Raw genomic sequence first — 13,386 nt, 5'->3', positions numbered from 1 at the left:
GTTGGCGCGTTGCCCCTCGGAGTGGGGGCTCACCCTCGGTTCGTTTTGCGGAGGTTCCGTTGTCAGCCCGCGGCAAGCGGCTGCTCGCAGTCGAACGTGAGGGGCTTCGTCTCGGTCTGCCGGACGCCAGGAGTCGAGTTCGCCTGCACCCCCGCCTTCGCGTACTTCGCCTCGCCGAGGAACGCGACGCGGTAGGTCAGGCTCTCGCCGGGGGCGAGCAGGGTCTGCAGCTGGGCCACCGGGTGCCCGCCGTCGGTCGCTGTCTGCACCGGAGTGGTCTTGCCGTCTTTCGTGGCGCCGAGGAAGATCGCGTTCTCGGGCGCGTACGCAGCGAGCAGGGTCTTGATCTTGCCGGGCTCCACGCCGAAGTCACCGCCCCCGGTGACGTAGCGCGGCAGGGTCGTCGCGGCATCGGCCGGTGCCGCGTTCTTCACGGTGATCTCGACGACCGACGTCGGTCGTCCGTCCTTCCGGCACACCGAACTGCCAACGGAGACGCGCTTCTGGAGGTAGTAGTCCATCTTCGCGCCGGTGCCGTCGTTCAGGTAGACGGCGTACTGGTTCGAGTCGACGCTGGCCGTCGGTAGTTCGCCCGCGACCGGAGTCCCGCTGATGCGGCGCTGCTCCGCCTTGTCGGCGCTCCAGAGCCGCAAACGGCCCTCGTCAGCGCTCTGCGTCAGCGCCGACACGAATGCCTTCGCGTCGAATCCGCCAGAAGAGACCTTGGCGAACACCGCGCTGGCGGCGGACGCGAAGAAGGCGTCCTGCACCGCCGGGTCGGGGTACTTGGCGTAGACGTCGCTGAGCAGCAGCTGCACCGCGTTGTCGGAGTTCAGAGTGTCTCCGGTCGGCAACTGCACGGGGCCGGTCGCCTTGAGGATGAAGCTGAGTGTCACCGGGTCCATGGCGAGCACGCCGTCCACCTGCTGGCCGAACTTCTGCTTCCACATCTCCCGCGCGAGCTTTGCCGACACGTCGAAGCGTGGTGTGAGGGTGACATCCTGCATGTACTCCCCGGTGATCTCCCCGTAGAGCCCACGCGTGTCAGCCGTCAGTGGCAGGACCGGTTCGTCGTACGGCCCGAAGTCCCCGCTCGAGGCCTGGGCCGACAGACGGAGCGACCCGTCCTTCGCGTCGAGCGCCGCCACCGCACCGGGGATACCTCCCCCGGCTCGCAGTTCGGCGTTGTTCTGGAAGAGCAGCAGATACCGCCGCTGCCCGTCGTGACCGAGCATGGCCGGCGCGAGCTGCACGATGCGGTTCGCCGCCACCGCCTGCTCGGACGCTGACGACAGCGCGTTCCGCAGCTGTCCCACGGCGGTGGTGACCGGCGACAGCGTTCCACTGGTGTCGATCCGCGCCGCGTCGGCACGAGCCTGCTCGAGCGTCTTCGTGGCCTCGGCGACCGCCGGCTGCGCGTCCTCGATCGGCTGGAGATTGATCTTGCCGTTCTTCGGCGCGAACGAATCCGACCCGAGGCCGTCGATGACGCCGGCGACGGGACGGACGGCATCGCTGGCGACGTCGTCGACGATCACCGAGATGTCGCGCACGGCCCGCAGGTTGGTCCCGAAGAAGGGTACGGACTGTGCTGCGCCCCACACGGGGTCGCCGGTCAGTGATCGAGCCGACGCTGCTTCGTCCTCGAGATGCCTCGCGGTCTTCTGCGCGGCGCCGGTGTCACCACTGGTCAGCTGCGACCGGAGGGTGTCGACGTCCCCGACGGCCCGCTCCAGGTGCCCCTTTGCGAGCATGCCGCGGACACCGACCCAGGCGACGGCGAGGATCAGCAGCAGGACAAGGGCAAGGACGACCCACAGGACGATCCGGGCCCTGGACCCCCGGCGTACTGCAGTGCGTCGCGACTCGGGCTGGTCGGACATGAGGCGATCCTACGGTTCCGTACGTCCCACACCCGTCACTGACGGACGGAGTCCGCGTGTTCGCGGTACCAGTCGACGGTGCTGCGGAGCCCGTCCTCGAGGCCGATCTGTGCCGTCCAACCGGCATCCGCCAGCTTCGACACGTCGAGCAGCTTCTGCGGGGTCCCGTCCGGCTTGGTGGTGTCCCAGACCGTCTCGCCCTCGAACCCGACGATCCTGCCGATCGTCTCGGCGATCTCCTTGATCGTGACGTCCGACCCGGTACCGACGTTGACCTGGTCAGGACCGTCGTAGTGCTCCATGAGATGGAACACCGCCGCCGCCATGTCGTCGACGTGCAGGAACTCACGACGAGGCGACCCGGTCCCCCAGTTCTCAACGGTTGATGCACCGCTGCGAGCGGCTTCGTCGTACCGGCGGATGAGCGCCGGCAGGACGTGGGACCCGGTCGGCGAGAAGTTGTCGCCGGGGCCGTAGAGGTTGGTCGGCATCGCCGAGATCCACGGGCGGCCGAACTGCCGACGGACGGCCTGCACCTGCAGGATGCCGGCGATCTTTGCGATGGCGTAGGCGTCGTTCGTCGGCTCGAGGTGGCCCGTGAGCAGTGCGTCCTCGTGGATCGGCTGCTCGGCCATCTTCGGGTAGATGCAGGACGAGCCGAGGAACACGAGCCGTTCGACACCGTGCTCCACCGCGGCGTCCATCACGTTGACCTGGATCTGCAGGTTCTCGCTCAGGAAATCGTGCGGGTACGTGTTGTTCGCCATGATCCCGCCCACCTTGGCGGCGGCGAGCACGACGTGCTTCGGCTGCTGGTCCGCGAAGAAGGCGAAGACCGCGCCGCGGTCCTTCAGGTCGAGCTCGGACGAGGTCCGTCCGACCACGTCGGTGAAGCCCTCCGACTCGAGCTTGCGCCAGACCGCCGAACCCACCAGGCCGCGGTGCCCCGCGACGTAGACGCGGTCAGCTCGATCGATCGGACCGGGGGTGAAGTCGGTCGTGGTCATCAGGAACCCCAGCTCTCGAGACGGACGGTGTCGATCCAGGGACGGCCCTCGTGCTCGAGGGCGGAGATGTCGGCGTCGACCATGATCCTCGCCAGCTCGGCGGTGTCGACGGTCGCCTCCCAACCGAGCTTCTCCTTGGCCTTCGAGGCGTCGCCGACCAAGGCGTCCACCTCGCTCGGTCGCAGGTAACGCTCGTCGAACCGGACGTGGTCTTCCCAGTTCAGCCCGGCGTGCGAGAACGCGGTGGTGAGGAAGTCCTTGACCGTGAAGTCGCCACCGGTCGCCAGCACGAAGTCGTCCGGCTCGTCGACCTGCAGCATCCGCCACATGCCCTCGACGTACTCAGCGGCGTACCCCCAGTCGCGGACGGAGTCGAGGTTGCCGAGGTACACGTGGTCCTCGAGGCCAGCCTTGATCCGAGCGACCGCGCGGGTGATCTTCCGGGTGACGAACGTCTCACCGCGACGCGGTGACTCGTGGTTGAACAGGATGCCGTTGACCGCGAACATCCCGTAGGCCTCGCGGTAGTTCCGGGTCACCCAGTAGCTGTAGACCTTCGCGGCACCGTACGGAGAACGCGGCCAGAAGGGCGTCTCCTCGTTCTGCGGCGGCGGGGTCGCGCCGAACATCTCGGAGGAGGACGCCTGGTAGAAGCGCGTGTGGATGCCGGACACCCGGACGGCCTCGAGCATGCGCATCGTGCCGACACCGGTCACGTCACCGGTGTGCTCCGGCTCGTCGAACGAGACCCGCACGTGCGACTGCGCCGCGAGGTTGTAGACCTCGTCGGGCTTCAGCTCGCTGAGGAGACTGACGAGCCGCGCACCGTCGCCGAGGTCCCCGTAGTGCAGGAAGAGCTTGGCGTCGGGGTTGTGCGGGTCCACGTACAGGTGGTCGATCCGCGAGGTGTTGAACGTGGACGCACGACGGATGAGTCCGTGCACCTCGTACCCCTTCCGGAGCAGCAGCTCGGCCAGGTACGAGCCGTCCTGTCCGGTGATGCCTGTGATCAAGGCCTTCTTGGGCAACTGGTTCCCGTCCTCACGTCGTTAGTTGGAGCGCGCGGCCGTCAGCCGCTCGGTCTTGATCTTGGTGCGAAGACCGGTGCTCGGTCCGGTCACGATCTTCCGGATGAAGAAGGCATCGGAGGACGCCACTTCCGGCCAATCCTCTTCGGTGAACACCCGGATGAGAGTCGGGTCGATCAGGTGAAGGTTGGCGTATCGCCAGTTCCCCGGGCCGACGTAGTCCTCGAAGCCGCCTGCTGGCGTCGCCGAAGCGAAGCGGGTGCACATGACCAGGGATTGGTAGAACTTTTCCTCCGGGCAGAATATCGCTGCGAAGTAGCGCTCGATTTCCGGCGTTACCAGGGCTTCCATCTCGCGGAGACACGATGCTGTCACCGCGAAGTGCGTACCGCCGTGACCAACGCGCAGCCCGCCCGGGAGAGCCGGAGGTTGCTTCACGCTGAAGGGGCCGTCGATGAGCCGGATGATCCCGTTACGGAGCTTTCGGAGAGCTTTGTTACCGGTCCGGGTCGACAAGAGACGCATGTCACGGTGGTGATGCCGGTCGACTTGACTACGGTACTTCTCTTCACTCGCCGAGATTTCGAATGCGCGGAGGAACTGCCGACCCTGGTGCTCCTCCAGGTGGGCAATCAAGTGGTCGACGGTACGGAGTGGGTAGTCAGACCCGGAGAGCAGGACGAGGTAGTCGTCGTCGTCCGCGAACTCGAGTCCGTGCCGAACGAGGGCTCGGATCGCACGGACCTGCGAGTAGCCACCCCAGTTGACCTGCACCCTGTCCCTCACCATTCGGACGTTGGCACAGTCCTCGACAGCGACTGCGAACGGGGACAGATCGACCTTCGCGTCAACGTGCACGATCACTTCGTACGGTGACAGCGCTTCGACGAGTTCCCGGAGGTGTTCCGCGTCCTGGAAGGTGTAGACGAGGAAGATCGGTTTCACAGCCGCCCCTTCGTGATCGAGAGGGATCAACCGGAACATCCGACCTCTCGGCCCCCTGATCGGCTGAATCTACCGTACGAGCGTCAGCGAAGACCGCCAGACCGAACTCCTTTGCGTCCCGCGGAGGTTCCGAGCCTCACGGCGCACCTTCGCCGCGACGACCGAGAATCCCCCGGCGGTGGAGGATCTCCAGTGGCGGGAAGGATCGACGCGTCACGCCCACCCATGCAGCGAGGGCAGCAAGGCCGATGAGTCCTACCGCCACGCGGACGGGGCCGACGCCGAAATCGTGGAACAGCACCACGAGTGAGCCGTAGAGAACCAGGGCGAATCCCGCTGGCTGTGCGTACCCGAGCGCGAGTTGCCGGAAGCCGAGCGCTCGGACGCGTTGCGCCTGGATGATGTGGACCACGTGCCGACCGATCATCGCCGCGATGAGTGCTAGGAGGGCGAAGACGTACTGCTGATGGACCACGACCATCGTGACGCCGACAGCACTGATGACGAAGGCGACGGCCTCGGACAGCCAGATCGCTTTGAACAGCGCCGCGGACTCGAGGGCGCCGGCGAGGAGGATCATCAACGGTTGCACGGCTCCCAGCACCGCGAGCAGCGGCAGGATTTGGCCTGCGAGTTCCCACCCCGGCCCGAGCGCGAGGTGGACGACTTCCGGTCCTACTCCAGCGATGACGGCACCGATTGGCAGGGTGAGCCATGCGACCAGGGTCAGCATGTCCAGCCACACGGCTTTCGCATCGGACGTGCCGACCTCGTAGCGACGGAATTCCGGGTAGATCACCTGCATCAGCGCGTTCTGCAGCTGCGAGAACGGGACCGTTGACAGGACATCTGCCCGGTTCCATGCCCCGAGCACGCCGGCTCCGACGAACTGGCTCACGCTCCACCGCGGAGCGTTGCCGGAGATGTACTGGAAGACAGATACTGCGACGAGCTTGGTGCTGAACCGAACGTTGTCCGATCGGAGGGCGAGCCGCCCCGGAACCAGAGCGCCGCGGAGCCGGGAAGCCGCCCAGAGCAGGGTGCCCCACTGTCCGATGATTGCGGACACGGCGAGTGATTCCGGGCTTCGGAAGAGGAGCACGGCTCCGGCACCCGCGACCATTCCGACGACGTTGGAACAGAAGGTGGCGATCGCCATCTCACGAAAAGCGCCTTGGCGGCGCAGAAGGCCCGTACTCAGGCTGAGGAACGGCATCACCAGCGCGCTCACGGCGAGGAGACGAACAGCACCGGCGGCCTGCGGAGCGCCCCAGAATGCGCTCCAGAGATCGGCTGTGACCAAGGTGAAGAGGGCAGCCGCCACTCCGAGGAGCAGGGCGTAGGTCGCGAGGGGCCGTGTCGACGAACGTTCCGCATCAGGTGCACGAGCGGCCGTCTGCGACAGTCCACCGGACCCCAGGAGGTTGACGAGCGCCGCGATGGAGAGCGCAACGCTGTACGCACCGAAGACGCCCGGAGCAGCGAGCCTCGACGTCAGGGCCGCGTAGCCGAGTTGCACGACGACGGTGAGGAGTTGCAGCCCGTAGACCCATGACGCCCCCGCCATGAGGCGTCGCCCGTTCGAGGTCACGAAGGGGCACCGGCGACCAGACGGCCGAGACGAGCGATGTCGAGGCCTTCGTCAGCCTGGTAGGCAAGCCAGCGGCCGGAGTCGGGCACATGGTGCCACCAGGGGGTCCGGGCGATGACAGGTGCACGCGACACGAGCGCGGCGAGGAAACCGAACGAACTCGGTGCCGCTACGACCACCCGAGCTGCCGCTATCTCGATGAAGTCCTGATCGCGCTGCCCTCCGTCACTGATCGACACTCCGACGCGCTCCAGGTCGCGCAGGTCCGCAGCATCTCCCGACGTGAAGAGCCTGATCGGCATGCTGCTGAGTGCTGGCACGCCCCTGATCTCGTTGATCAGGCCTTGGTAGTAGTCGAGACCGATCCAGCGGTCGGGATGTGACTGAGGGCCGATGTCACCGCGCCGAGCGTGGACAGCGATGTAGTCCGCCTCCGACTCGAGGCTCCGGAGCTGGTCGCCGAGGTATCCTCCGAGGACTGCGCGTCGGAGCGGTTCTGCAGCCGTCGTTTGGTCCCAGCGACGCTGGTCCAAGGCCAGGCGCCCGATCCACGGACGGCCCGAACGAGGTGCTGCACGGCTCGTCGATTCTTGGAGAGCGTGAAGCGACCAATCGTCGGTCTCGAACCCAGTCGCGGCGATGCGATGCTCGAGCACGTTCCCGGACGGTGCGGCAGCGGTCAGCTGCGCCAGGTCGAAGAGCCCCTTCGTGTCCTTCGTCACTTCCCCGCCGAAGTACGGCACCCCGAGATCGCCGGACCAGAGGTACCCCGCGATCCACGTCGACAGCTGATGGCCGAGATCGGGGTACGGATCGATGCGCACACGGAGTCCCAGCAAGTTTCGCGGAGGTGTCCAGTCCCCGGGCGCAGTTCGTCCATCACTCTTCCTGCGGAGCTCTTTGGCGTTCTTGCCCCGCTCGATCCGAAGCGAAGCACGCAGGGGAAGCGTACTGATCGGTCCGATCCTCACAGCCGTCCTCCCGTCGTCCGGCCCCAGACTGCGCGGGCGTCCGCTGGGTCGATCCACCGGGTGCGCCAGTTCAGCATCTGGACCATGAGATCGTCCTGCCGAAAGTTCTCGTCAGCGAAGCGACGACCCGCGGCGATCGAGTCGAGGCGGTCGTTCGTGGTGGTCTCGGCCAGCACCTGCTCGATGGAACCGATGAGGGCCTCCGGCGTCTGTCCGCGCAACAGGAATCTGCTGCTGCTCGCGGGGAAGATCTCGTCGTATCCGGGGTGTTCGGTCGTCGCATGGATCGACCCTGCAGCCAACGAGATGGGCAGCCTGTTCGAGAAGTAGGACGCTTCGCCCGCGAAGTGATCCCAGTTGGCGCTGACCCAGCCTGAGGTGATGGCCTCGTCTTGCGCTTCGAAGGGCACGGGCCCCTTGGCCGTCGTTCCGTCCCAGCCTCTCCCGAAGACAGCGAGCCGGTCTCCGAAGTGCTGCTGCATCAACTCGACGAATCGAATGCGTTCCCGCCAGTCCGGCAGACCTCGGAGCCGAGGACGATTCCGATTGGCGACGATGACGACGTCGTACGGGCGGTCCTTCCGGATCGGTCGGTCGAAGTTGGCGCTCCTCGTCGGTTCGTAGGCCGAGGGGATCCAGCGGACGTCGGCGCTCCCCGCCCTCCGGAAGTTCTCGCTGAACCCGCTGCTCCCCACGGTGAATACGACGTCCGCGGCCCTGCCTGCCGCCTTCGCTTCGGGAGGGATCGGATGGAGGTACCTCGAGTAGGGATCAGCCTCGTGGTAGATGAAATCACCAGGACAGGCTGCGCGCAGGGCCGCGAAGTGCTGCCGACGCAGTCCGGTGTGTCCGAGGTGCTGCATGAGCAGGATGTCCGGGCGGAAATCCGACACCCGTCGCACGAGCTCCTCCCGGTGACGCTCGGCATCTCCACCGTTCCGGATCGCGTCCAGGACGCTGAAGGTCGCGAGTGAAGCGACGCGACCGGCCCTGACCAGCGCTTCCAGCGGATCACGGAAGCCGAGCTGGCGGAAACCGCCGAACTCGTTCGGCACGTAGAAGATCCGTGGAGACGATTCAGACATCGGGTGCACCTGCCGCCTCGTCAACGGCGAGCCGGACACCCTGTCCTCGCAAGGCGTCCCAGTGCGCGCTCAGTTCTCCTTCGCGGAATCGAGGCCTGAGGACCTTCGCCGGGTTGCCGGCGACGACCGTGTTCGCCTCGACGTCCTGCGTGACGACTGAGCCAGCCGCGATGACGGAGCTGTCCCCGACCGTCACGCCGGACAAGATGATCGCTCCGAACCCGATCCAGACGTCACTTCCGATCGTCGTGACGGCGCTGAGGGCCGGAGTGTCACCCACCCAAGGACTCGCGGTGATGGGGACCCCCACGACAGTCATGTCGTGATCACGTCGACCGATGATGGCCGCCCGATTGGCGATGAGAACCGCGTCGCCGATGCTGCCGTCGACTTCGATACGGACGTCGGACCCGAGATGGACATCCGAGCCGATGGTCAGCGACGTCGGCGCCCAGAGACGGACGCGTGCGCCGAAGCGCAGGCCGCGCTCGCACGCCACGGTCGTCGGCAGCGCCCGGAACCACCGCCGCCGCCGGATGCCTGTCAGCACTCCTCGGATCACGGGGCAGCCCTTCTTCGTCGTCTGGTGGTGGTGGTGGCTCGGTACACCGCCGTGTACTCGGCGACTCCCCTGGAGGCATGGAAGTCGATCGTCGGACCGCTACTCGCCACGGCTCCCGCGCGGAGACGTTCGCTCCACTTCGCCGGTTCCCGGTCTGCGAGTGCGACGACACCACTCTGCCCCACGGCCCACCGGAGCCCCGGAACGTCCGAAACGATCGCGGGCAGGCCGACGACCAACGCTTCAGCAAGCGCAACAGGCATGCCCTCGTGACGGCTGGGCATCGCGAACACGCGCCCAGCGACGAGCGCTGCTCCCGGATCCGCTACCCCGCGAGCGACGAGGAGTCCCGCTCGCTCGAGTCGTTCGAGGAGTTCCCCTTCAACGGGCCCGGCATCTTCTTCGGAACCGACGTGGGCAACGCGGAGGTTCCCGAGGAGCGCTGCCTCGAGTGCCACTTCGTGGTTCTTGATCCTCGAGCAGTTCCCGACGATGACGATCGGGGCCGAGGGCGCCACCGCCGCTTCGGCACGCTGCCTCGCCAGATCGAAGAACCGGTCCTCCACCCAGTTGTAGATCACCTGGGGCCGACGGCCGAAGCGCGTCTCATTCTCCGCCACGTCAGGGCTCGGAGCGATGAGAGCGCTGATCAACCGGTCAGCGACGAGCGCCTGCGCGGCACGACGGACAAACCACCGACCGCGCGCGTCGAACACGTTGTGGATGGTCCTCACGACGGGCAGTCGCCGGTTCAGCCTCCGGAAAGCGAGCACCGTCTGCAAGTACCGGCCCTCGGTGTGGATGTGGACGACATCCGGTTCGACGTCAGCGAGGAGGCGTCGCAGCATCTCGCGCCCAGCGGCTGTGTGCAACGCGCGGTCGGTGGTGGTCACCGAGTAGCCAGCGTCCCGGATCGCGCTCTCGAACGGGTGATGTAGGCCCACGCCGAGGACATGACCGTCGACACCCGCCGCTTCGAACTCCTGTGCTCCGGAGACGAGCATTCGCTCCATGCCGCTCGGTTTGAGTTCCCCGAGGACGTGCAGGACCCGAATCCCGGGCTTCACCTGTGCACCTCAAGCCGCCGGGAGCCATGGAGCGCGGGCTTCTGCGGGGAGATCGCCTCGGGGAAGTCTCGGTCGAGGAACGCCAGGGCGAGGGGCAGACAGGTCCACCACTGCCACGAGTACGTCCATCCGTAGACGAGGAAGCACACGAGAACGGCAGTCAGGAAGACATCTCGCTTGGCCCTGAACCCGGCGAAGAACCGGGGCAGGAAGATGACCAACATCGCGCCGAGCCCGATCAGCCCCTCCCGCAGGTACACCGTGACGTACCAATTGTGGGGAGCGAAGACCACCCATCGGCCGACGCCCTCGAACCTGCCGAACCCGTGACCGAAGGGTGCTCCGAACAGGACGGTCAGCACGCCCTCGCCCACCGATTGCACGATGAGCCCGATCCAGCTCGTGAGTCGCGCGGAGTACGTTCCGGTGTTCGATGCTGAGCCGGCGAACTCAGCCACGATGCTGCTCGTCGACGACTGGGCTGCCGACACCAGGACGCCCCCGACGAGGAGCACCCCGAAGAGCAGCACGAGCTTCTGGCGAAGCGCACGAGGTCCGCGGACCAGGAGGACGAGTGCGACTGCAAGGGCCGTCAACCAGACAGTCCGCTGCTGACTGACGATCACGAACACCATGAACAAGCCGAACAACCAGACCCAGCGCGATTGCGCATTGCGCTGCCAGAGCCGGAGAGCAAGAACCGCACAGAGCGTGAGGAGCAGGGCTTGCCCCGAGACCAGAGGCCGGCCAGTCTGGCTGAGTTCTCCGCTGACGAGAACGAAGTCGGCGGTCCCGCCCAACCCGTACCGCGCGACGTGGTACAGGCCCACGACGCACAGTCCGACGCCCTGCACGATGACGAGGAACTTCTCCGCGTAGACGACCTCGGATTGCGGCCAGGGACGCGTCACCGCCCAGAACAAGATGCCGAGGACGTACAAGAAGCCACGTGCTTCGTTCACGGCGACGCCGAGGCCGAAGGTCGCGATCCCCTGAACGAGCGAGATCGCGAGCAGTGCGACGAGCACCGCACCAGCGATGACAGCAACAGGTGGGAAACGCCGGACCACCGCCCGAGCGTCCAGGAGTCCCGCGACGATCAGGCTCACCGCTAGCCCGTCGCCAAGGGTGATGGTCGTACCTCCGAAAGTGCCGATCGTTCCGAAGTTCGGGTACTCCCATGCCGTCACGGCGTACAAGGACGCGACCCAGTAGACGACGCGCGGCTGCATCCGCACCAGACCGATCGCGAGGACCATGAAGATGATCGCCACGACGAGGAAGAGCAAGGTCGTCATCGGCTTGCTCCTTCGCCGCGCGCTGTCCGACGGAGGGTCCGAATCCACCAGAGCGCGTAGGACGCTGTGTAGAAGAACCACCACGAGCGTGCACTGTGCCGGCGCAGGTACCGCCGCAGCGAGCGCGGATTGCCCGCCCCTTTCTGACTGGTGAAGGACCGCCAGGCGGTGATGAGGGATCGGTGCGAGACGGTCGGGTTCCGGCTGCAGTAGCCGACGGTGCCCCCGGTCACCCAGATCGGCACACCTGCCGAGGTCGCCCGCATCCCGTAATCGACATCCGCGTACGCGTGACTGAATCCTCCGTCGATCGATCCGACCGCCCGAGCGACATGGACGGGTAGGAGCACGATGTTGCCGTTGAACGCGTCGACTTGCTTCGCTTCCTCGACGAGTCCTGACGGCTCGACGAGAGCGAACGAGAGCGGGTGGACACCCGCGCGCCGGAGACCTCCGTAGGTCAGCTCGCCCGAAACAGCGTCGACGGTACTCCCGATGAGGATGCCATCCGGGAGGCGTGATGCTGCTTCGAACAGTGCCCGGAGCCCCGAGCGCTCGAGCTGGACATCGTCGTTGAACCAGAGCAACCAGTCGTCGTCCCGGACGTCGTCCCGTGCCAGCACCGCTGCCTCTGCAGTGGCCATGGACAGCGCCCAGAAAGCCGAGCCGTCACCTTGCAGCACCGTCAGTCGACCCACGGCGGCGGTGGCTTGCGCGATGGTGTCGTCTGACGAACCGTCGTCGAACAACGTCACGTCGTACTCGACACCCGCACCGGAAGCCGCCTCGTGGAGCGACCGCAACGCGTCTCCGGTGGTCTCAGCGCGGTTGTGGCTGGCCACGATCACGTGCAACTTACTCATCGTCGTCCTTGATCGCTTCCTTCAGCCCGCCGTGGAAATACTGCGCCATGTTCTCGATGGAGTACTTCTGAGATGCCCGGCGGCAGCTGTCTTGCATTGTCGCAAGTGCCTGTCGATCGCGAAGGAGCGTCACGATAGACCGGGCGGCGTCCTCGACACCATCAGACACGACGCAGGTCCGGCCTGGCTCGAGGTACCCGAACTCCGGTCCGTGCAGGGAAGAGGCGAGCGTGACGATCGGCCGGCCTGCTGCGAGGCTGTCGATTGCTGTCAAGCCGACTCGACCTGGAAGCAGGAGCAACTCGCTTTCGAAGAGCATCGACGCTTTCGCGCGTCCTGACACGGGGCCACGATAGTCGAGCCAGGGAAAACGGTCAGCAGCGGACTGGACCGCACCTCGAAGCTGTCCGTCGCCCCCGACCGCCAGGCGGAAGGCAGGATCCGCACGGTGTGCGGCCTCTCCGATCGCGATCAGCTCGGATATCTTCTTGCTGGCGTCGAGCCCGCCGATGAAGCAGACCTGGTGCGCCGACGTCGTTGTCTGAACGGATCGAAGGTCCTCCTGTAGCTGCCCCACGTCGATGCTGTTGTACAAGATCGTGGTACGCCGTGGATCCCTACCGATCTCGGCTGCCCACTCGGCACCGGAAGGCGTGTACGCAAAGAACCAGGCGGCCTTTCGCGTGATCAGGCGGCTGTACAGGCGTTCGAAGCGGGACGGCACCTTCACGACGTCAGCACCGTGACCCCACAGCGCTGTCTTCCGCGCGGTGCGGGGCCAGAGGAGCAACACTGGGACGTCGAGATTCCGTCGGGCCTGCTCCAGGACGATGAGGTCTGCTCGCCAGATGTCGCGAGGCAGAGCGCGGATGGTCAGTCGCTTCCCGAGCAAGCTCAGCTCCCGCTGCCGGATCTTCCGCAACCACGGGCGGGTGCGAATGCCGTCTCGTCGTTGTGCGAGAGTGCCCGCTGGTTCTCCTGCGAAGACAGTGAGCTCATCGCCCTCCGCCGACAGCGCCGCCGCCAGCCTGTCGAAGAGTGGCGCACGGTATTCCGGGACGTACTCCTGCACGATCGCGAATCGTC

Annotated in this window: 12 protein-coding genes; all 12 read right to left on the bottom strand. The window is 66.3% G+C overall.

From position 1 onward, the window contains the following. Window positions 1-62 precede the first annotated feature (62 nt). Window positions 63-1,883, bottom strand: coding sequence for a DUF4012 domain-containing protein (locus tag DEJ08_RS02860; RefSeq protein ID WP_111053818.1), 1,821 nt, complete (start codon window positions 1,881-1,883; stop codon window positions 63-65). Window positions 1,884-1,918: 35 nt separating this feature from the next. Beyond that, window positions 1,919-2,890, bottom strand: a complete 972-nt coding sequence (locus DEJ08_RS02855) for a GDP-L-fucose synthase family protein (protein ID WP_111053819.1) — start codon at window positions 2,888-2,890, stop codon at window positions 1,919-1,921. After that, complete coding sequence (gene gmd / locus DEJ08_RS02850) at window positions 2,890-3,918, bottom strand: GDP-mannose 4,6-dehydratase (RefSeq protein WP_111053820.1); 1,029 nt, start codon at window positions 3,916-3,918, stop codon at window positions 2,890-2,892. Before gmd ends, DEJ08_RS02855 begins: the two co-directional genes overlap by 1 nt. 21 nt (window positions 3,919-3,939) lie before the next feature. Next, on the bottom strand, window positions 3,940-4,863 hold the full coding sequence (locus DEJ08_RS02845; RefSeq protein ID WP_181438911.1) for a beta-1,6-N-acetylglucosaminyltransferase: 924 nt from the start codon (window positions 4,861-4,863) through the stop codon (window positions 3,940-3,942). A gap of 136 nt (window positions 4,864-4,999) precedes the next feature. Next, window positions 5,000-6,454, bottom strand: coding sequence for an oligosaccharide flippase family protein (locus DEJ08_RS02840; RefSeq protein WP_146248441.1), 1,455 nt, complete (start codon window positions 6,452-6,454; stop codon window positions 5,000-5,002). After that, window positions 6,451-7,278 (bottom strand): hypothetical protein, encoded by an 828-nt coding sequence (locus tag DEJ08_RS02835; RefSeq protein WP_111053823.1) that lies wholly within the window; start codon window positions 7,276-7,278, stop codon window positions 6,451-6,453. The genes DEJ08_RS02840 and DEJ08_RS02835 overlap by 4 nt, the downstream gene beginning before the upstream one ends. A 143-nt stretch (window positions 7,279-7,421) precedes the next feature. Continuing rightward, window positions 7,422-8,480 (bottom strand): CgeB family protein, encoded by a 1,059-nt coding sequence (locus tag DEJ08_RS02830; RefSeq protein WP_111053824.1) that lies wholly within the window; start codon window positions 8,478-8,480, stop codon window positions 7,422-7,424. Window positions 8,481-8,502: 22 nt separating this feature from the next. After that, entirely contained in the window at window positions 8,503-9,072 is a 570-nt protein-coding gene (locus DEJ08_RS02825) for an acyltransferase (RefSeq protein ID WP_282818471.1), read from the bottom strand. Then, complete coding sequence (locus tag DEJ08_RS02820) at window positions 9,069-10,139, bottom strand: glycosyltransferase (RefSeq protein ID WP_111053825.1); 1,071 nt, start codon at window positions 10,137-10,139, stop codon at window positions 9,069-9,071. The genes DEJ08_RS02825 and DEJ08_RS02820 overlap by 4 nt, the downstream gene beginning before the upstream one ends. After that, window positions 10,136-11,437 (bottom strand): O-antigen ligase family protein, encoded by a 1,302-nt coding sequence (locus DEJ08_RS02815; protein ID WP_111029780.1) that lies wholly within the window; start codon window positions 11,435-11,437, stop codon window positions 10,136-10,138. Before DEJ08_RS02815 ends, DEJ08_RS02820 begins: the two co-directional genes overlap by 4 nt. Next, complete coding sequence (locus DEJ08_RS02810; RefSeq protein ID WP_111053826.1) at window positions 11,434-12,300, bottom strand: glycosyltransferase family 2 protein; 867 nt, start codon at window positions 12,298-12,300, stop codon at window positions 11,434-11,436. Before DEJ08_RS02810 ends, DEJ08_RS02815 begins: the two co-directional genes overlap by 4 nt. Continuing rightward, window positions 12,293-13,372, bottom strand: a complete 1,080-nt coding sequence (locus tag DEJ08_RS02805; protein ID WP_181438912.1) for a glycosyltransferase family 4 protein — start codon at window positions 13,370-13,372, stop codon at window positions 12,293-12,295. The genes DEJ08_RS02810 and DEJ08_RS02805 overlap by 8 nt, the downstream gene beginning before the upstream one ends. Window positions 13,373-13,386 lie beyond the last annotated feature (14 nt).

It is taken from the genome of Curtobacterium sp. MCLR17_054 (genome assembly GCF_003234335.2).
GTDB lineage: Bacteria > Actinomycetota > Actinomycetes > Actinomycetales > Microbacteriaceae > Curtobacterium > Curtobacterium flaccumfaciens.
This window is presented reverse-complemented; position numbering and strand designations above follow the sequence as displayed.

Bases quoted from the DNA above. Each gene is read 5' to 3' on its own strand.
- DEJ08_RS02860 (WP_111053818.1), bottom strand. From the start codon at position 1,883: ATGTCCGACCAGCCCGAGTCGCGACGCACTGCAGTACGCCGGGGGTCC.
- DEJ08_RS02855 (WP_111053819.1), bottom strand. From the start codon at position 2,890: ATGACCACGACCGACTTCACCCCCGGTCCGATCGATCGAGCTGACCGC.
- DEJ08_RS02815 (WP_111029780.1), bottom strand. From the start codon at position 11,437: ATGACGACCTTGCTCTTCCTCGTCGTGGCGATCATCTTCATGGTCCTC.
- DEJ08_RS02810 (WP_111053826.1), bottom strand. From the start codon at position 12,300: ATGAGTAAGTTGCACGTGATCGTGGCCAGCCACAACCGCGCTGAGACC.